Raw genomic sequence first — 18,262 nt, forward strand, 5'->3', positions numbered from 1 at the left:
AATACAAATATCTAAGTTAATCCTGTAGTGGCTTGCGTTTCGATGCTGGTATTAAACACTTATCCAGCCATGCAATAAACCTATACTATGATACTTAGGTATGAAAATTCATAAGAAACACTCAGCGTTGATTTGGTTGGCTAAGAAGCCCTTGATGTTGTCTACTGTGGTTTGTGCTATTTCATTTAAGGCTTCTTGGCTAAAAAAGCCTTGGTGACCAGTAATGAGGACGTTGTGAAAAGTAGACAGTCGTTGAAATAAATCGTCTTGAATCACTTCACAGGATCTATCTCTAAAGAATAACTCTGACTCCATTTCGTATACGTCTAATCCTACATAACCAATCTTTTGACTTTTTAAGCCTTTTACTAAGGCCCCTGTATCTATCAAGGCGCCGCGCGAAGTGTTTATCAACATGACACCATTTTTCATTAGCGCTATATTTTGCTGATTGATTAAATGATGGTTATCTTTTGTCAACGGACAATGCAGGCTTATAATATCGCTCTCACCTAGTAAATGCGCTAGGTCGGTGTATTCGACTACGGCTTCGAGGGCTGGATTAGGCTTTGGATCGTAGGCTAGTACTCGGCAACCAAAGCCATTGGCTATATTTACAAAAGCGCGACCAATATGGCCGGTGCCAATTACCCCAATTGTCTTATTGTGTAAGGTAAACCCCAATAAACCTTGTAAATCAAAATTTCCTTCTTTTACCCGGTTGTATGCTTTATGAGTTCGCCTGTTTAGCGTTAAGATTAACGCCATGGCATGCTCAGCTATAGCGTGGGGAGAATACACGGGGACGTGACTTACGCTGATCCCTAATTGGTGGCATGTGGCAATGTCCACATTATTGTATCCTGCACACCGTAGGGCAATATGTTTGACTCCTAGTTCAGCCAGCTGGATGACGACTTGTGTGTTTAACTCATCGTTTACGAACACACATATGGTTTTAGACCCTGTGGCTAATGGCACGGTATTTTCATCTAGCCTTGCCTCAATATGCAATAACTCAAGCGATGCGTCTTCAGTAAATTGGCTAAATACTTGTTTGTCGTAACGCTTACTACTGAAAAACGCAACTTGGCAATGGGGGGCAGTTTGATTCATGACGAATCCAATATTGGTAAGCTGATTCAGGGTTTTTATTAAACGGCTTTTTTGCCGGCATATCAATCGGCAAATTGATTATTTAATTTGTGATTGATTTAGAGCATGTGTGTTTGCTTAATCCTAGGTAGAATGGACAGGTATTTACTCTACTTGTTTATTTTAGGTCGCTCAATGGATTCAATTCTACTCATTATTTTTGTTTCGCTGGCAATCGCTAGTGTGTTGAATATAGTGCTGAAAAAGTTCTCGGTTTCGCACATTATTGGTTACATCATTACCGGTACTATTATTAGCAACTTATTTAATTTTAATGGCAGTGAAAACCTACATTCGTTAGATTTGATTGGTGAATTTGGTATAGTATTTTTAATGTTTACCATCGGCTTGGAGTTGTCTTTTGGTAAGTTGAAGAAGATGAAAGAGATCGTCTTTTTCAATGGGGCAATGCAAGTTATCGCCAGCGCGTTAGTCATTTTTGTGGTCGCTCACTATGTGTTTTCTCAAGGCGTTACCGCCTCTGTAATCGTCGCTTTAGCATTTAGTTTGTCTTCTACTGCCATCGTATTAAGTTACTTAAAAAAATCCAAGGATGTCATCACCCCATACGGTGAAAAGTCAGTGGCTATTTTGATATTTCAGGATTTAGCGGTTATTCCGATTCTTTTATTAATCAGCTTTTTGGCGAATGATGAGCTGTCTATGGGGGACGTGCTATTAAACACCTTAATGTCAGCCACCTTAGTGATAGTGTTTATGTTTACCTTAGGGAAAAAGCTGATCGAGTGGCTACTGCATTTTTCTACCAACGCCAAATTGGAAGAGCTATTTTTAGGCTCGGTATTGAGCATAGTGATAGGCGCTTCACTACTTGCCCACGAAATGGGGTTTACCTATTCACTAGGGGCTTTTATTGCCGGTATGATTATCGCCGAGACAAATTTTCATGTGAAAGTTGAATCAGATATCGCGTCCTATAAAGACTTATTATTAGGGGCCTTCTTTTTTCCATAGGGACCAAAATTGATATCGTTTACTTTTATCAGCAATTCTTTTGGGTGTTGGCGGTATTGGCACTAACAATGCTGTTTAAAGCCTTGGTTGTATATTTATTGATCCGTAGAAAGTCTACTAAAAATGATTCGGTAAAAACCGCCATTGCTTTATGCCAAGTAGGGGAGTTTTCCTTCGCAATTTTTTCGTTGGCATTAAGTGAAACCCTCATTTCAGCGGATCAAGGCAGCTTTTTAATATTAGTCACGGTGTTGTCGATGATAGTCACCCCTTTTATGGTGAATAACATTTATAAGCTGGCGTCTTATTTTGCCGAGGAGTTTTTCGAGTCAGACAAAATATCGCCGATCAATGCTAGTCAGCATACAGTCATTTGTGGCTTTGCCATTGCAGGGCGCTTAGTTGCTAAAGAATTAGCTGAAAAAGGCATTCAATTCGTGATTATTTCTGACAACCTCAATCATGTATTGTTAGCTAGAGAACGTGGTTTTCAGGCTTACTTTGGGCACTTAGACAAGCGACCCGTGTTGGAGTCTTTGAAGGTAGAGCAGGCTGCGAGTGTGGTGGTGACAGTGACTAGTTTACTAAGCAAGAAAATTATTTGTCAGGCTGTTTTGAATTACGATCCCGCAGCGCAAGTCATAGTCAAAATTTCTAGTATGGCGGAGAAAAAGTCATTGCAAGGGATCGGCATTGTAGATTTTGTTCATGCCTACCAAGAAACGGCTAGGTTATTGGTAAAGAGTAGCTTAGCTCATCGTAAGACTGTCGCTGTAAATCCGCAAATGGATTAACAACGTTCTACTTTATTACTGGGATTTATTTAAAAAGTAGGTATATTTGTTGGTTAAATAAACGACAATTTTATCTAACTTAAATTGTTTAACAAGGATGTTTGACTATGCAATTACACTCAAAGGTTGAAAATAAAGGGCTTAAACAGCTAATTGTTCTTACCATGATTTCTACGTTCAGTGCTTGCGATGGGACAAATCATGATGATCCCAGCACCACAGCAGACACTAATAATCGAATCGAATTAAAACAAATTGTTCAGCAACAAGGTCTAACAGGTAATGCTGCTAGTGGTCGTGTACTGCCAAGTATTAACGATCCCATTGCTCAACTAGGCAAAAAACTATTTTTTAGCAAAGCGCTTAGCGGTGATCAAGATACCGCTTGCGTGACTTGTCATCATCCCATGCTTGGCGGGGGCGACAATCTTTCATTATCGATTGGTGTTGGCAGTGAAGTGGCTGACTTACTTGGGCGTGGACGAACCCATAGCCCTAGCGCGATGCACTTTGATGGCGGTCCTACCGTTCCTCGTAATGCCCCTACCACTTTTAATATTGGCCTATGGGACAAATTTATGTTTCATGATGGCCGAGTGGAAAGCCTTGGCAAAACCTCTGGCGTGAATGGTGGAGACGGGCTAGGGATTGATACGCCTGATAGTTTGTTGGGGGAAGCCGATGCGAAAGCCGGTGCTAATCTCGTCGAAGCTCAAGCTAGGTTTCCTGTTACTTCACAAGAAGAAATGCGAGGATTTGTTTTTGCGGCAGAGCATTCTAATCATGATGTACGTAGCGCGCTTGAGAAACGTCTTAGTGAAATAGGCTATTGGGATGACGAGTTTATCGCAGCATTTGGTGATGCAAACATTACCTTCGCCCGAATTGCCCAAGCTCTTGCGGATTACGAGCGCTCGCAAGTCTTTGTAGCGTCACCTTTTAAAGCATTTGTTGAAGGTGATGATACAGCGCTTAGCCCCGCTGCCGTGCGTGGAGCTTTGTTTTTCTTTAAGGACCAAGACCAAGGTGGGGCAAACTGTGCGTCATGCCATGCAGGAGATTTTTTTACTGATGAAGAACATCACGTTACGGCAAGTCCGCAAATTGGCCGAGGAAAAGGCAGTAACAATGGGATCACTCAAAACGCTGATTTCGGTCGGTTTATGATTACCAATGAGCAGGCCGACATGTATTGTTTTCGCACGCCGAGCTTATTAAATGTCGAAGTCACTGGGCCATGGGGGCATGCGGGGGGCACGCTACTTTATCTGCTGCTGTTCGCCATTCCTTGCATCCTGCTAAAGCGATAGCTAATTATGATTTCTCACAACTGGATGGGACCATTCAAGTGAGTGATATGTTAACAAACACCCAGTTTGCCCTTGATCAATTAGCCTATCTGCAAGCAAATAGTGAAAGTAAGGTTATGCAAAATATAGCCTTTACAGAGCAAAATGTTGCAGATTTAGTTGAATTTCTGCATGCTTTAACAGACCCTTGTGTCAAAGACCGCGAGTGTCTAGCACCATGGATTTCTTCTGCCTCAGAAGTGGATCCAGATGGTATGCGACTGAACGCGATTGACGAATTTGGTACTGAATTATAATAAAGGAGCAACAATGAAAACAATGACTTGCAAACAGTTGGGTGGCGCATGCGATCTCGCTTTTACAGCAGAAACCTTTGAAGACTTAGTCAGCCAAAGCAAAATGCATGGTATGCAAATGTTTCAACAACAAGATGCGCAACACATGGAAGCTATGGCTAAAGTGCAAATGTTGATGATGAACCCACAAGCGATGCAACAATTTATGGATTCAAAACGCGCCGAGTTTGACGCGCTGCCAGCGGATTAGTGGTTAGCCGTTTGAGTATTCAGAGGTTAACCACATGGTTGTGTACGACGCTTTACTCAATACAAATTATTGACTTTAGACTTCGATGAAACAACTTGCCGTTAGAATAGGCCATTGCATTTAACGAAACCGTTTTGCCTGCTTCGCCTAAATCATTTATCGCGATTAATGCCTCAGGATTGAATGGTTTATTGGCATCAATAACGTAAGTTATCCCATGAGCATTGGTGAAAAATATCTGATTATTGACCACAATGGGGGTACCTAAAAACGCTTTTTGGGTGCCGTCGCCTTGAGCTCTGGGTTCTGGGTTATGACGCTGACCTTTGGCGTTTAGCTGGTCGGTGGTTTGCTTGATTTTCCACACTAGCTGATCAACCTTACCTTTTTCACGTTTAATTTCTGTTGGTATCTCTAGTAAGGTATTTTCGCCGGAGGTTAAATCTTGCATGGCAATATAAGGTTGGTATCTGATCATGTAATACATTTTGTTACCGATCACTACTTGAGTATAAGGTTGGCGATCCCAGTGTCCTTCTAAATCAGGACGTTTTTGGTATACATAATCTTGTAGATTGGTATCAAATTCAAAGCGGTTTATTGTTTTTAACAGATTGTGCTTTGTTTTAAATTTGCCAGTTGAACTATCAAGCTGATACATCTCAAATCGATTAGACTGAAACCCTTGTTGCCAAAAGGTGGTGTCTTTATCCCACGTTTGAATTTCAATCCCGCCAAATGCTTTACTGTATTGAGGTGCTTTCCATTGCCATAACGACTGACCAGCAGACTCTGGTCGAAGATCGATCAAGCTTAAACCTTGAGGCTTTTCTGGCACATCATGTGGGCCACCACGGCCTATCATAATGGCGGGAATACCTTCTTTGGTGTGAGACAAAACGGGTGTGCTGTAGTGGGTTAAGCCGTCTTCACTGACCCATAAGCGTTTACCGGTATTTTTATCAAAGGCGTGCAAGTAATTCCAATTATCAACCCGTTTATTGTCACCTTCTACTTTGGGTTCTACATTGAAAATCATATTTTCATACAAGATGGTGTCGTATTGTTTGTTAAATGGCGCATTTTTAGTTGGGCTAAAAGTACGAGACCAAACAGGTTTGCCTTGCATTGTGAATGCCGCCATTCCGCCTGCGGCATTTACTACCCAAATATGTTGGCCGTCGGTAGCGGGTGAAGGAGAAGTGGCATCGCTAAAGGTGTAGTTGTACATAGCTTGTTTGGTGCCTTTAACTGTTTTTGTCCATTCTATAGCGCCCGTATTTGCATTAAGGCTATATAAGATGATGTCGCTCCCTTGGCCTTTTTTACTTAGGGCTTGTTCTGCTTGCTGCAAGTTTTGGTATGGTGCCTCTAATGTTCTATCTTTGGCCAAAACATAGTCCACTAGGCTTTGCTTATGTTTGGTTAGCGTGTTCCATTTTGGGTTCTTTTTCAGCTCCCATGTATCTAGCAGACCTAGGTTTTGTTGTTTTCTTTGTTGTAAAAATTCTGCCATACTTGCGCTGCTTGTTGGGCTTGCTGCTGTAAAGTACCGAGTTGCTGATCGCCATCTGCTATTAATTTAGCTACGGTAGATTGAAATGCCTGTTCAAATATTTGTTTTTTATTGGCGATATTGTCTGAGATCTGTGAAAAAGTTGCTGTGTCTAAAGGCTTGTTTATTGTAAACAGCACTTGGTCTTGCCAAACCGTGATACCGCTTTGTCCCCCGGCGGGCAACTCCACTTGCCACTTGATATTTTTACCGGTACGCACAGACCATTCATTCTTAATGGTGTTTGATGTTGTCACTTGGCCATTACCATGTGGTCCGCCAAACATGGGCCATTGCTCCTGCATATCGAAGGACAGTGCATTGACACTAAAAATTTGCAGGATAAGAATAAACAGTAAATTGATTCGCTTGCTGTGTAGTAGTTTCATAGATGCTCAAATAGCTAAGTATTGCTAGATATTGTCACTGGGTTGCTGTTTGTTTCAAATTTGTATGTATTTTGTTGAATTTATATGAGTTCATTAGGTGGTGAGCAATTTGTAGCTAAATTCAATGAGATGATAGGTGGAGATAGCTGCAGAAAGTAAAAAACACCTAGTGGGTAGTGAATCCCACTAGGTGTTTTTTTGACCCGTCAGTCAGTTGCCGTAATTTTATTTTTTTGGCTACTTCACATTATTTTAACATGAAGCATTCCCTGGATAAAAACTGAATGACGGTTCATGGCATGAATAAAGCGATTATTGGGCCAAGTTTAAAAGTTACCGATAAACAGGGAGTTAAGTTTTCATGCATTGTAACTGGTCAGGTACTTGCACTGAATTGGTATGTGCCTTCACCAATCTGGGGGCTGGTAATTGAGCATGTCCACTACTTGTCGGTGCGCTTTGTGAGAACATTGTTAACTGAGGTAAGGCCTTCTGACAAAGTTAGCCCATTCCTCTAACAGGTGTTTAAAATCAACTAACCCGCAACCAGTAACGTGCTCATTGTCATGTTCATCGGCAAACTCAGCAGTGCTTACTTCATTATTATTGAGAACTAATTCTACCTCGTCGTTTTCAAAAATAAGGTGGTAAACTTTGCCGGTAAATTGGTAATGACTCAGTTGTTTGCTGAGAAGTTTCTCTGTTGTTTGTAACAGCAAGGTAATATTGGATTTGTCAGTACTTAGGTCGTGACTTAGCCAGTCGCCAAATGCTTCACATTCTAGATCACATTTGGCAATGGGTAGGCCAGTGATGTCGGTTTGAAATTGAAATTCCATAATTTTTCTCAGGTTTGTTGGCGGTTCGTTGGGCGCGCTTCTGACTCTGTAAATACGTAGCCCCTCTCATCAAATTCAGTTAAGTATACACGCACATCAAATTCTATTTGGTGATAGTCGGGCAGCATATGTTGACATAACTGGTAAAAGGCTTTGTTGTGTTGTTTCTCTTTTAAGTGGGCGAGCTCGTGCACCACTATCATATTTAAAAAGGCTTCCGGGGTGTTTTTGAAGAGCGTGCTGACGCGCAGTTCGTTTTTACTTTTAGTTTGCTGCCTTGTACCCTCGATACATAAGAATGCAAACCTAACGCATGATTGACTATGTGAATTTTTTTATCGTAGATGATTTTACTCAGCGGTTGAGTTTTTTTCATGTACTGATTTTTCAGAGTCATGGCATATTCACGTAAGTTATTGTCATTATTAATTTTGTGCACTTTGGGGTAGCGCGAGCGTAACCAATTACCGAGTTTGTTCTCGTTCTGCAATTGCCGGATTTGTTGCTGTAAATGTTCTGGATAATGAGCGAGATAAGGTAATGGGTTGGACATACGCGTTTTAAAAGTTATAACAACAGAAAGAGGATTATACTGAAAATGCCACAAAAAATGCGCTTTCAGTGTGAATAAATAGCATTAGCTCTTAGTAATCGCCGTGCCCCAAACCATTGTGATATTAACAGTTGCTACCATATTGGCCTTTGTTAGTCGCTTGCTGTTTGGTGGTTTCAAGTAATTAAAACGGTGTGTCTTTGCCATTAAACCACAATTCTTTGCGCTCAAGAGGTAAGTGAGAAAAGGATATTTCTGGGGTAGTAATTTTAAACACTTTTCGTTGATTAAATGTAAAGCGCTGAATATCTTCAGCAAAGTAGCGATAGAACACTTTATCAAAGGAGCCGTCTTTTATTGCTTTTTCTAAGCCTATTTCAATCACCTTGGCTAATTCAGAATTGTCTTTTGTTACAAAGAAATAAAACGCAGTGGGGTAGCGTAGTGCGAGACTAGGCTCGATCATCAGGTCTTTGTTACGATCGAGTATCAATTCGTTTTGCACTTCAAGAATAGAGCGAGGAAAATAATCCAGACGCTTTATTTGCATCATGCCATATAAGTTTGAGGGATGTACCGATGTCACAATGTTAAAGCTATTGGCACGTAATATGTGGGTATCTGGCCAATCATGGCCTTGCCCTGCGATTAGTTTTTTAAGCTTGTTCACAGACGAAATGCGCTTGAATATGGATTCACTGCTTCGTCTAATTACGAGTACGCGCCAGCCAATTAGTCCTTTAAAAAGTGGTATACGTATAGGAATTAAGTTCTTTTCTCGTTCTTTATTGGTGTGCAACCAGATGACATCAAACATGCCACCTTCTAGCATTAAGGCAAATCGTGAGTCAATAACAGCAGGAATTTCAATTGCTTTCGTAGTAAAAGGAATCTCGGATTTTTGCAATGCTAAATGAAGAAGTTCAGTGAAGTAGCGTGTCTGTTTTACGTACACAACGTCATTGGCCATTTTGGCTGAATGGCGCACCATCAATGGCTTACTACGCTTGGTAAGTGTAATATTTTTGCTTTCGTTGCCGTAATTTGGCAGTGCGAACAATATTAACGTCACTAGCCAATAGCCACTTTTAGCCATTATAACTCCGTCCTGATGTTATGAAATGACTATAACTCTTTTAGTCAATTATCCAGAGTTATTTTTTACACTAAAAACACAGTTTGGTTGAAAACTCAGTTATCTTCCTGTTGACATATGATTTTTCATATATATGATTATCCGTATATGTAGTGTTCCATAACCAAAGTGAAATATATGTCACCTGTTACCTTTTACAAATGTCTATCTGAGGATACACGTTTACAGTGTTTGTTATTAATCACCCTTAACAAAGAGCTGTGCGTGTGTGATTTAACTGCGGCTTTGCAGTTAAGCCAACCTAAAGTATCACGGCATTTAGCTGAATTGCGTAAATGTGGTTTGCTTCATGATGAAAGGCGCGGTAAATGGGTGTATTACCGCCTTGAGTCAAATTTGCCCCAATGGGCTTTAGAAGTGCTAGTTAAAACCGCTGAGCAGAACCCCGAATATTTGGCCTGTAGTTTAGCCAACTTGAATCAAACTTTATCTAATGATAGCTGTTGCTAGGAGCTTAACTGAAATGAAAATTCTGTATATTTGTACCCATAACCGTTGTCGCAGTATTTTGTCTGAGGCGATCACCAACCATTATGCTGCTGGCAAGATCGAAGCAAAAAGCGCTGGAAGTCAGCCTGCTGGCGAAGTACATCCTTTGTCACTCAAATATTTACAAGAAGCAGGCATTTCTACTGATGGGTTAACAAGCCAATCTTGGGATGATTTTGAAGATTTTGAGGCAGATATTGTGGTGACAGTATGTGACTCGGCTGCTGGTGAGTCTTGCCCTGTATGGTTTGGTAATAGTGTGAAAGTACATTGGGGCTTGGCTGACCCGTCAAAACTACAAGGTTCTGACGAAGAACTTGCACAGGCGTTTCGCGACACCATTGCCGAAATTAAACATCGGGTAGAGCAATTGGCAGCACTAGATGTGGATATACAAGACAAAGCTGCGTTAAAAATAGCTTTGGCTAAGTTAGGAGCTCACTAATGTCTGTTGAAGGTTTACCCAATACCGATGAGTTAAATACTGACAGACTCAGCGAGGAAATGCCCAATTTACAGAGCGAACAATTTGCTGTGCCTAACATGGCGTCTTTTGCTAAAACAGCTTCGACTCATAAACCTAGAATATTGTTATTGTATGGTTCATTACGTGAGCGTTCTTTTAGCCGTTTAGTGGTAGAAGAGTCGGCGCGTTTGTTACAAGCCATGGGGGCAGAAACTAAAATATTTAACCCAACTGGGTTGCCTTTACCCGACGGTGATGATGCTAATAATCCCAAAGTAACTGAGCTGCGCGAACTTATGATGTGGTCAGAGGGACAAGTGTGGTGTTCACCTGAGCGCCATGGCGCTATGACTGGCATTCTAAAAAGCCAAATCGACTGGGTACCATTAAGTATCGGGGCGGTGCGCCCGACCCAAGGTAAAACCCTGGCTGTCATGCAAGTCAGTGGTGGTTCACAGTCTTTCAATGCGGTCAATCAGATGCGAGTTTTGGGCCGCTGGATGCGAATGTTGACTATACCTAATCAGTCATCGGTAGCGAAAGCATTCTTGGAATTCGACGATAACAATCGCATGAAGCCTTCTTCTTACTACAACCGTATTGTCGATGTGCTTGAAGAGCTAATGAAGTTTACCCTACTGACCCGTGATAATGCGGGATATTTGGTGGATCGTTATTCTGAGCGTGTGGAGTCGGCCGAAGAGTTAAGTAAGCGTGTTAACCAACGCTCCATTTAATGGCTTGTTTTCCCTTTTGAGCATAGGCTAATTTGTAGGAGAAGAAAATGGGATTATTTGAACGGTATCTATCGGTTTGGGTAGGTATGAGTATTATCGCTGGAGTCATTTTAGGCAGTTATTTTCCTGCAGTATTTGAACATGTTGCCGCGTTAGAATATGCCCACGTGAACATAGTGGTGGCTGTGTTGATTTGGTTTATGGTGTACCCCATGATGATCCAAATCGATTTTTCATCGATTAAAGATGTGGGCAAAAAACCAAAAGGACTCGTGCTGACCTTAGTGGTTAACTGGTTAATTAAGCCTTTTACAATGGCGGCCTTAGGTTGGTTGTTTTTTAAAGGTTTTTTTGCTGACTGGGTCGACCCGCAATCGGCTAACGAATACATAGCCGGTATGATTCTACTCGGGGTGGCACCCTGTACTGCTATGGTGTTTGTCTGGAGTCAAATGACCAAAGGCGATGCGAATTACACCTTGGTACAAGTGTCGATTAACGACATTATTATGATTTTCGCATTTGCTCCTCTTACAGCATTGTTATTGGGTGTGAGTGATATTCATGTGCCTTGGGATACCTTGTTATTATCTGTGGTTTTATATGTAGTCTTACCCTTAGTTGCTGGGGCGTTAACCCGGTCTGCTTTGGATAAAAAACAGAGTGTCACAAGTTCCAGTGAAGACCATCAGGCTGTGAACAGTTTTGTAGCCAAACTTAAACCTTGGTCAATTATAGGGTTGTTAGCAACAGTGGTGTTGTTGTTTGGCTTTCAAGCCCAAAGCATATTGCAGCAACCACAAACCATAGTGCTAATCGCTATTCCACTCATTATTCAAACATACGGTATTTTTGCCATTGCTTATTTCATGGCTAAACGTATGAAACTGCCTCACAACGTCGCAGCACCAGCTTGTATGATTGGCACCTCCAACTTTTTTGAGTTAGCGGTAGCCGTGGCTATATCATTATTCGGATTACATTCTGGGGCAGCTTTGGCTACCGTGGTTGGGGTGTTAGTAGAAGTACCTGTGATGTTGTCGCTAGTGTATTTTGCTAATCGTACGCGTCATTGGTTTGATTAAAAGTAAGATAGCTAGATAGCAGCACATGGATGGGCTGCTATTTTTTAGCTGAATATCGACGTTTTGTTGAGGACTTAGGTTTTTTCTTGAAGGTGCTTTGACCCAAACCTGCTAGTCCTAGGGGCACAACCTCACGACTTTGTACTACTAAATCCTTAAGTTGCAACTGTAATGGACTCATCAGTTTACTGTATGGGCTTTTCCCTTCACTAATTGCTGATAATTCTGATTCCCAGCGAGCGGTCATATCGGGGTAGGTGGCGACATCAGGAAGAGCTTCGATTAGACTTCGGCCAGTAGTGGTAGAGGTAATACTTTTGCCAACTCTGCTTAGAAATCCACGCTTAAATAACAGTTCAATGATCCCCGCTCTAGTGGCTTCTGTGCCTAAACCATCCGTATCACGAAGGATCTTTCTCAATTGAGGATCTGTCACATGTGAACTAATGCCGGTCATAGCGGCTAATAAGCTGGCGTCGGTAAAAGCTTTAGGTGGTGAAGTGTGTTTTTCCAATACCTCGGCTTGTAACGAACTAAGCTGCTGGCCTACTTCAAGATGGGGTAATAATTGAGCGTCAGTTTTGCTGTCCCCATTATTTTCGCTTGCACTATTGTGATGACGACTTTGCACGAATATTTTTTTGTAGCCTTGCTCAATTAACTCTTTTGCAACGGCTATAAATAAGCCTGTACCAATTTCTACTTCAACTCGTACAGCATAGAATTCGTGATTTGCTAAAAACTGAGCTAAGTAATTTCTACATATTAAGCCATACACTTTGGCGTCATTGCCAGACAAGCTATTGCTAATTTTTTGAGTGGGAATGATCCCGTGGTGAGCATCAACTTTTTTATCATTCCATGCTTTAGACTTACGGGTTAAATCAAACTGAGTCTGCACGAACAGGGTGCCTTGTTGGCCCAAATGCTGACTATTGGCTGAAATGGCCGCTTGTACTTTTTTGGCTTCTGCAAAATGACTGATGGGTAAATAACGACAGTCTGAACGCGGGTAGGTAATTAGCTTGTGCCGTTCATACAGACCCTGACAGATATCTAATACTTGCTGGGCACTTAATCCAAAGGCTTTACTGGCATCAATTTGTAGCGAGGACAAATTGTAGGGCAGTGGAGCGGCTTGTTTTTTATGCTCTCGCTTAAGGTTTTTAACATTAGCTGGCTGCTGACTGATACGCCCCGACACGTTATGTGCAAGGGCTTTAGATAAATTTCGCCCTTGCTCATCGAGATACTTAGCGCATTGTTCACTAGGTTGCCATTTGGCTTTAAACTTCTCTCCTTGCTCGGTTTCAAGACAGGCCCATACTTCGTAGAAAGGTTTACTTATAAAGGCTTCTATCGCCCTGTCACGGCGCACAACTAATCCCAATAAAGGGGTTTGCACTCTCCCCACTGACAGTACCCCTTTATAGCCTACTTTTTGCCCTTGTAAGGTGTAGGCGCGGGTTAAGTTTATACCATATAGCCAATCTGCTCGTGAGCGGGCCAAAGCAGAAGTAGACAAAGGAATGAAGTCGCGATTGCTGCGCAATTTACTGATGGATTGTTTCACCGCTGATGGGTTTAAATCGTTAATCAGGCAGCGTTGAATCGTGTTTTTTTAGTGCCGCTTACCCCTAAAAAATTAATGACTTCGTCAACCAGTAATTGACCTTCTCGATCAGGATCGCCAGCGTGGATAAGTTGTTTTGCTTGCTTTACTAAAGTACGCAATACAGAAAGTTGTTTAGCGGTTTGCTTTTTTATGGTTAGCTTCCACTGTTGTGGAATAATGGGAAGATGCTCGTGACTCCATTTTTTAAAGGCGGGGTCGTAGGCTTCTGGTTGTTGTTGTTCGAGTAGATGGCCTATACACCAGCTCACTACATCACCATTGGCCGCGCTAATATAGCCATCACCTTTTTTGTGAGGTTTGGGTAATACATCGGCAATAGCTCTGCCTAGGCTGGGTTTTTCGGCAATAAAAAGACGCATATCAATTTTATAGTGTTTTTTTATACAGTAGTATGTTTTGACTCGTTCAACAAGTAAAATTTGGCGTAATATCTTCGATAGCAATCTACAAGAGTAGGGTGCTTAGGTGAAGTCGAATGGATCAGAGTAAAACTTTAATCAATAAAGAACAATTATTGTTAACAATATACTATTAACATGGATATAACATGTGTTATGTTAAGGCTGGTATGTTTTTTTGTACAGAATAGTTATACAAACAGGATTATTATGATTTCTAAATCAAACAAGAAAATAGGTGCAAGTGCGTTATTTGCCTCCTTCTTCACCCCTTTATTAGTTGGTTGTAATACTACCGATGCCTCTCACACCCAGTCTAAATCTGCTGTCGAAACTGATGAAGTGGTTTTGTATGATTTTGAAAATGGCCAAATACCAGCAGAGGTTAAGGTGAATAATGGCCGTTCAAAACTGACCACTAATGCTGATGCTATTTCTGGTAGTCATTCTTTGCGAGTGCAATTAACGAGTGCTCAAGCTGGCATGGTAATTCGCCCAACTACGCCGTTTGATTGGAGCGAATATCGTGACTTTAATTTAGCTTTTGATTTAACTAATCAAGGGACTGAGTCTGTCCAAATCGATTTAACCATTAGTGATAAAGATGGCAACGCTTATACTCGCGGTTTAGTGGTACCAGTGGGTAAAACTCAAACTCATTACGCTAAAATGGATGGTCATGACCAAAAAGACCCATCCTGGGCAACGAAAACTGAATTTAATTTTGAATCCGGATTCCGTTCTAATCCTGTAACTTGGCAGTCTGATGACAAACAAGTGTACTCTTTTTGGGGTAAAAAACGACTGAATCTTGCCGGTATTACCGCTATATCATTTAATAGCAAAGGCTTGTTGAGCAATCGAGAGTACACCATCGATAATATTCGTTTACGCCAAAACCCTGAGATGGATGAGACGTTTTTAGATGGTCTAATCGATCAGTTTGGCCAAAATGCTAAGGTTGATTACCCTGGAAAAATTCATTCAGAAGAAGAGCTAAGACAAGTCACAGCTGCAGAATTAAGCACCTTAAAGGGTGAAAGTATGGCTGACCGCTCTAAGTTTCACGGTTGGAAAAATGGTCCTAAACTTGAAGCAACTGGATTTTTCCGTACTGAAAAAGTAGAAGGTAAGTGGGCACTGGTTGACCCAGAAGGCTATTTGTACTTCTCTACCGGTATTGACATTATGCGTTTATCTAACTCGTCCACCATGACAGGTTATGGTTTTGATAAAAAGTTTATTGCAAAACGTACTGCGGATATGACGGTGGCAGAAGATGATCAGCCATTAAACCGTGTAAATGACGAAGCTATTCCAAGTCGTCATGTTGCGAACGAAACTCGGGCTAAAGTCTTTGATTGGTTGCCTGACTATAACGATCCATTAGGTAACCATTTTGGTTATCGCCGTGAAACCCAAAGCGGACCTTTGAAAGAAGGGGAAACCTTCAGTTTTTACAGCGCCAACCTTGAACGTCGTTATGGTGAAACCTACAAAGAGTCTTATTTAGATACATGGCGTAGTGTCAATGTAAGACGTATGAAAGACTGGGGCTTTACTTCTTTAGGTAACTGGTCACAAGAAGCCTATTATGGCAACAATCAAATCCCATTTGTGGCCTTCGCTGATATTATTGGTGAATTCAGTACCCTAAGTAGTGGTTATGATTTTTGGCATGGTGTACCCGATGCGTTTGATCCTCGATTTTACCAGCGTGCCGTCATTGCAGCAGAACATGTAGCGGCACAAATTAACAACACGCCATGGTGTATGGGGGTGTTTATGGATAACGAACAGAGTTTTGGTCGTAGTACTAGCCCTGAAACTCGTTACGGTATTGTTATCAATACATTAGGTCGTGATGCCGCAACCGTGCTCAGGTAAGGCAGCGTTCACTAAAATTATCCGAGATAAATACAAAACAATCGCAGCCCTAAACAAAGCGTGGGACAAAGATATTGAGTCTTGGGATGCTTTTGCCAAAGGTATTGATGCTAGTTTTAACACCAAAGTACAGCAAGAAGATTATTCAGATTTACTTTATCAATACGGTGTTCAGTATTTTTCTACTGTAAACAAAGCAATGAAATCGAAAATGCCTAATCACTTGTATTTAGGTTCTCGTTTGCCATTATGGGGTATGCCTGAAGAGATACTTAAAGCGGCAGCTGAGAATAGTGACATCATTACTTACAATGTCTACCAAGAAGGTATTATTCCAGGTAAATGGGAATTCTTAAAAGAGCTAGATAAGCCAAGTTTAGTGGGCGAATTTAGTTTTGGGTCGGACGACGCAGGTCATGTACATCCTGATATTGTGATAGCCGCTGATCAAAAAGATCGTGGTTATAAGCTGAAGAAATATTTGGAATCGGTTATTGATAACCCTTACTTTGTCGGTGCGCACATGTTCCAGTTTTCTGATGGACCGATCCCAGGTCGTGCCTATGACGGCGAAAATTACAATTCAGGAATGGTGCGAGTGACAGACGTTCCATATGAACATATGGTTGAAGCAGCTAAAGATGTTCATAAGAACTTGTACCCAAGACGTTACGGTTATTTGCAAAAATAAGGTTTTTACTTAGCCACCTATGGTGAAAAAAAGGAGCCTAGGCTCCTTTTTTTGTTCATATGAGTATTGCTTATTTCGCTTTCTTAAGTTTTTTCTTAAGTTTAGCTAGTTTGTTTTTCTGCTTTGCGATTTTCTTTTTTAGTACTTTTTTAGCGTTAGCCATGAGTTAATCTCCTCTAAAAATATAAAATAGCTGAACGACCGTTAATCGTTTGGTTTATGTTCAGCCAGAAAGCTGCGAATAAAACGACGTACTTCACGAGCCGCACTTGTATCTAATGCTTCACATAGTTCAACAAACTCAACTCTTTCTATATCGTTAATGCGGATAATAAGTTGGCTATTTTTATTCTTTGATTTTTTATTTTCCACAATCATCTCCAAAAAATGCTGAATAACTCATCACCACACTCGCAGTAACAAGATATTAACATGTATCAAATAGATAGCAAATGTATATACAAGAGATATCATCTAAAGTCGTACTAAACGACTCTATTTTGCTGCCTACCCATGGTATATTCTGCAATGTTTCTGGCGACTAAATCGAGTAATCGTTGCTGTGATTCGATACTCCCCAAGCGATGTGTGCAGTGATTTTAAGGTTGTTTAAGGGCTTAGTTGCAGTGGCAGAAATAGCCTTTAGTAACACATGGTCTGCAGGTGGTGGCTCTCGTTCTAATACGTCTAGTGCTGCATAGGCTATTTGCTGATTATTCAGTGCGTTAAGTAAGTCACAACTATTTACAATTGGCCCACGGGCAGTATTAATTAACATGGCAGTGGATTTCATTTTAGCTAAGGTTTGACTATTAATTAGATTTTCGGTGTCTGGTGTTTGCGGGCAATGTAAGGTCAGAACATCAGACTCTGCCAATACTTGCTCGAAGCTCAATCTATCAGCCCGAATCGATGCCGCATTAGGGCGTTCAGCAATCATTACCTGCATACCAAAAGCTTGGCCTATTTGCGCGACTGCTTGGCCTAAGTTGCCATACCCTACTATGCCCAATGTTTTTCCACTTAGTTCACTAAATCCATTGCCGTGATAACAAAACGTGGGGCTTTGTTGCCATATATCCGCAACGCAGTTTTGATTGTGATGAGTCGTTTGGCTGTAGTATTCAAGCATTTGCGCAAATACATATTGGCTAACAGAAGGTGTTGAATAGCCACTTACATTACACACCGCAATGCCTAACTTTTTTGCTGCAAGCAAGTCAACATTGTTGGTGCCTGTAGCGGTAATACAAATTAGTTTTAATTGCGGCAACTGCTCAAGTTTATCTGCGCTAAGCACTACTTTGTTAGTAATGATTATCTGCGCATCTAAACTGCGTGCGGTGATCTGCTCAGCTGATGTGGTTGCAAAACAGGTTAGTGAGTCGAGTTGTTGTTCAATCTTTGCTAGTGAAATACTGGAACGAAAGGTTTGTTGATCTAAAAATACTGCGTGCATAGTGATACTTAATTTTAATCTTCAATTGGTAAAGAGCTTACGAGTAATGCCCGCTGACCTCAAGCCAAACAATATTACTTTTATATAACGCAAAATTCATTGGCTAATTATCAAATCTATTGTACCCTTTGTTATGGTGGGT

At 41.2% G+C, this 18,262-nt stretch carries 16 protein-coding genes and 3 pseudogenes; 10 read left to right on the plus strand and 9 right to left on the minus strand.

Features of this window, described 5'->3' with window-relative positions:
* Window positions 1-108 precede the first annotated feature (108 nt).
* The gene (locus RS130_RS09280) at window positions 109-1,116 is read right to left on the minus strand and encodes a 2-hydroxyacid dehydrogenase (RefSeq protein ID WP_316025724.1); all 1,008 of its coding nucleotides are present in this window, start codon (window positions 1,114-1,116) and stop codon (window positions 109-111) included.
* Between the two features lie 174 nt (window positions 1,117-1,290).
* Between RS130_RS09280 and RS130_RS09285 the strand changes: the two are divergent.
* The 4 genes and pseudogenes from RS130_RS09285 to RS130_RS09300 all read left to right on the plus strand — a co-directional run bounded on the left by RS130_RS09285 (window position 1,291) and on the right by RS130_RS09300 (window position 4,780).
* Window positions 1,291-2,924 (plus strand): annotated as a pseudogene (locus tag RS130_RS09285) (cation:proton antiporter domain-containing protein).
* A 107-nt stretch (window positions 2,925-3,031) separates the two neighbouring features.
* Window positions 3,032-4,234 carry a cytochrome-c peroxidase gene (locus RS130_RS09290; protein ID WP_316025725.1) on the plus strand — a complete coding sequence of 401 codons (1,203 nt, stop codon included), beginning with the start codon at window positions 3,032-3,034 and terminating at the stop codon, window positions 4,232-4,234.
* A gap of 47 nt (window positions 4,235-4,281) precedes the next feature.
* Window positions 4,282-4,530 carry a hypothetical protein gene (locus tag RS130_RS09295; protein WP_316025726.1) on the plus strand — a complete coding sequence of 83 codons (249 nt, stop codon included), beginning with the start codon at window positions 4,282-4,284 and terminating at the stop codon, window positions 4,528-4,530.
* Between the two features lie 13 nt (window positions 4,531-4,543).
* Window positions 4,544-4,780, plus strand: coding sequence for a hypothetical protein (locus RS130_RS09300; RefSeq protein ID WP_316025727.1), 237 nt, complete (start codon window positions 4,544-4,546; stop codon window positions 4,778-4,780).
* Window positions 4,781-4,832: 52 nt separating this feature from the next.
* Here the strand turns inward: RS130_RS09300 and RS130_RS09305 are convergent, their stop codons facing one another.
* The 5 genes and pseudogenes from RS130_RS09305 to RS130_RS09325 all read right to left on the minus strand — a co-directional run bounded on the left by RS130_RS09305 (window position 4,833) and on the right by RS130_RS09325 (window position 9,212).
* Window positions 4,833-6,296 (minus strand): outer membrane protein assembly factor BamB family protein, encoded by a 1,464-nt coding sequence (locus tag RS130_RS09305; RefSeq protein WP_316025728.1) that lies wholly within the window; start codon window positions 6,294-6,296, stop codon window positions 4,833-4,835.
* Window positions 6,257-6,724, minus strand: a complete 468-nt coding sequence (locus tag RS130_RS09310; RefSeq protein ID WP_316025729.1) for a hypothetical protein — start codon at window positions 6,722-6,724, stop codon at window positions 6,257-6,259. Before RS130_RS09310 ends, RS130_RS09305 begins: the two co-directional genes overlap by 40 nt.
* Window positions 6,725-7,197: 473 nt before the next feature.
* Window positions 7,198-7,563: a YacL family protein gene (locus RS130_RS09315; protein WP_316025730.1), complete on the minus strand. Its 366-nt coding sequence runs from the start codon at window positions 7,561-7,563 to the stop codon at window positions 7,198-7,200.
* A gap of 8 nt (window positions 7,564-7,571) precedes the next feature.
* Window positions 7,572-8,116: pseudogene (locus tag RS130_RS09320) on the minus strand (M48 metallopeptidase family protein).
* Window positions 8,117-8,300: 184 nt separating this feature from the next.
* Window positions 8,301-9,212 carry an amino acid ABC transporter substrate-binding protein gene (locus RS130_RS09325; RefSeq protein ID WP_316025731.1) on the minus strand — a complete coding sequence of 304 codons (912 nt, stop codon included), beginning with the start codon at window positions 9,210-9,212 and terminating at the stop codon, window positions 8,301-8,303.
* 177 nt (window positions 9,213-9,389) lie between these two features.
* On the opposite strand from RS130_RS09325, the gene RS130_RS09330 reads away from it, so the two are divergent.
* Genes RS130_RS09330 through arsB form a run of 4 tightly spaced genes read left to right on the plus strand, consistent with a single transcriptional unit; the run spans window position 9,390 to window position 12,049 of the window.
* Window positions 9,390-9,722 carry a metalloregulator ArsR/SmtB family transcription factor gene (locus RS130_RS09330; RefSeq protein WP_316025732.1) on the plus strand — a complete coding sequence of 111 codons (333 nt, stop codon included), beginning with the start codon at window positions 9,390-9,392 and terminating at the stop codon, window positions 9,720-9,722.
* A gap of 13 nt (window positions 9,723-9,735) precedes the next feature.
* On the plus strand, window positions 9,736-10,206 hold the full coding sequence (locus RS130_RS09335) for an arsenate reductase ArsC (protein ID WP_316025733.1): 471 nt from the start codon (window positions 9,736-9,738) through the stop codon (window positions 10,204-10,206).
* A gap of 59 nt (window positions 10,207-10,265) precedes the next feature.
* Complete coding sequence (arsH, locus tag RS130_RS09340) at window positions 10,266-10,964, plus strand: arsenical resistance protein ArsH (RefSeq protein WP_316028016.1); 699 nt, start codon at window positions 10,266-10,268, stop codon at window positions 10,962-10,964.
* A 47-nt stretch (window positions 10,965-11,011) separates the two neighbouring features.
* A complete protein-coding gene (gene arsB, locus RS130_RS09345) occupies window positions 11,012-12,049 on the plus strand; it encodes an ACR3 family arsenite efflux transporter (protein ID WP_316025734.1) in 1,038 nt (345 codons plus the stop codon).
* 37 nt (window positions 12,050-12,086) lie between these two features.
* Here the strand turns inward: arsB and RS130_RS09350 are convergent.
* Window positions 12,087-14,044 (minus strand): annotated as a pseudogene (locus RS130_RS09350) (DNA topoisomerase III).
* Window positions 14,045-14,293: 249 nt separating this feature from the next.
* Between RS130_RS09350 and RS130_RS09355 the strand changes: the two are divergent.
* Window positions 14,294-15,970, plus strand: coding sequence for a hypothetical protein (locus tag RS130_RS09355; protein ID WP_316025735.1), 1,677 nt, complete (start codon window positions 14,294-14,296; stop codon window positions 15,968-15,970).
* Window positions 15,948-16,661 carry a hypothetical protein gene (locus RS130_RS09360; protein ID WP_316025736.1) on the plus strand — a complete coding sequence of 238 codons (714 nt, stop codon included), beginning with the start codon at window positions 15,948-15,950 and terminating at the stop codon, window positions 16,659-16,661. The genes RS130_RS09355 and RS130_RS09360 overlap by 23 nt, the downstream gene beginning before the upstream one ends.
* A gap of 204 nt (window positions 16,662-16,865) precedes the next feature.
* Here RS130_RS09360 and RS130_RS09365 read toward each other — a convergent pair whose 3' ends face one another.
* Entirely contained in the window at window positions 16,866-17,033 is a 168-nt protein-coding gene (locus RS130_RS09365; RefSeq protein ID WP_316028142.1) for a hypothetical protein, read from the minus strand.
* Between the two features lie 169 nt (window positions 17,034-17,202).
* Window positions 17,203-18,120: a D-2-hydroxyacid dehydrogenase gene (locus tag RS130_RS09370; protein WP_316025737.1), complete on the minus strand. Its 918-nt coding sequence runs from the start codon at window positions 18,118-18,120 to the stop codon at window positions 17,203-17,205.
* Between the last annotated feature and the right edge of the window lie 142 nt (window positions 18,121-18,262).

Origin of the sequence: Paraglaciecola aquimarina, from assembly GCF_032464635.1 — a bacterium.
In the GTDB taxonomy this organism is placed as follows: domain Bacteria; phylum Pseudomonadota; class Gammaproteobacteria; order Enterobacterales; family Alteromonadaceae; genus Paraglaciecola; species Paraglaciecola aquimarina.

What these genes read in the sequence shown, in the direction of transcription:
- RS130_RS09280 (WP_316025724.1), bottom strand. Translation starts at nt 1,116, where the DNA reads ATGAATCAAACTGCCCCCCATTGCCAAGTTGCGTTTTTCAGTAGTAAG.
- RS130_RS09290 (WP_316025725.1), top strand. Translation starts at nt 3,032, where the DNA reads ATGCAATTACACTCAAAGGTTGAAAATAAAGGGCTTAAACAGCTAATT.
- RS130_RS09295 (WP_316025726.1), top strand. Translation starts at nt 4,282, where the DNA reads ATGTTAACAAACACCCAGTTTGCCCTTGATCAATTAGCCTATCTGCAA.
- RS130_RS09300 (WP_316025727.1), top strand. Translation starts at nt 4,544, where the DNA reads ATGAAAACAATGACTTGCAAACAGTTGGGTGGCGCATGCGATCTCGCT.
- RS130_RS09305 (WP_316025728.1), bottom strand. Translation starts at nt 6,296, where the DNA reads ATGGCAGAATTTTTACAACAAAGAAAACAACAAAACCTAGGTCTGCTA.
- RS130_RS09310 (WP_316025729.1), bottom strand. Translation starts at nt 6,724, where the DNA reads ATGAAACTACTACACAGCAAGCGAATCAATTTACTGTTTATTCTTATC.
- RS130_RS09315 (WP_316025730.1), bottom strand. Translation starts at nt 7,563, where the DNA reads ATGGAATTTCAATTTCAAACCGACATCACTGGCCTACCCATTGCCAAA.
- RS130_RS09325 (WP_316025731.1), bottom strand. Translation starts at nt 9,212, where the DNA reads ATGGCTAAAAGTGGCTATTGGCTAGTGACGTTAATATTGTTCGCACTG.
- RS130_RS09330 (WP_316025732.1), top strand. Translation starts at nt 9,390, where the DNA reads ATGTCACCTGTTACCTTTTACAAATGTCTATCTGAGGATACACGTTTA.
- RS130_RS09335 (WP_316025733.1), top strand. Translation starts at nt 9,736, where the DNA reads ATGAAAATTCTGTATATTTGTACCCATAACCGTTGTCGCAGTATTTTG.
- arsH (WP_316028016.1), top strand. Translation starts at nt 10,266, where the DNA reads ATGCCCAATTTACAGAGCGAACAATTTGCTGTGCCTAACATGGCGTCT.
- arsB (WP_316025734.1), top strand. Translation starts at nt 11,012, where the DNA reads ATGGGATTATTTGAACGGTATCTATCGGTTTGGGTAGGTATGAGTATT.
- RS130_RS09355 (WP_316025735.1), top strand. Translation starts at nt 14,294, where the DNA reads ATGATTTCTAAATCAAACAAGAAAATAGGTGCAAGTGCGTTATTTGCC.
- RS130_RS09360 (WP_316025736.1), top strand. Translation starts at nt 15,948, where the DNA reads ATGCCGCAACCGTGCTCAGGTAAGGCAGCGTTCACTAAAATTATCCGA.
- RS130_RS09370 (WP_316025737.1), bottom strand. Translation starts at nt 18,120, where the DNA reads ATGCACGCAGTATTTTTAGATCAACAAACCTTTCGTTCCAGTATTTCA.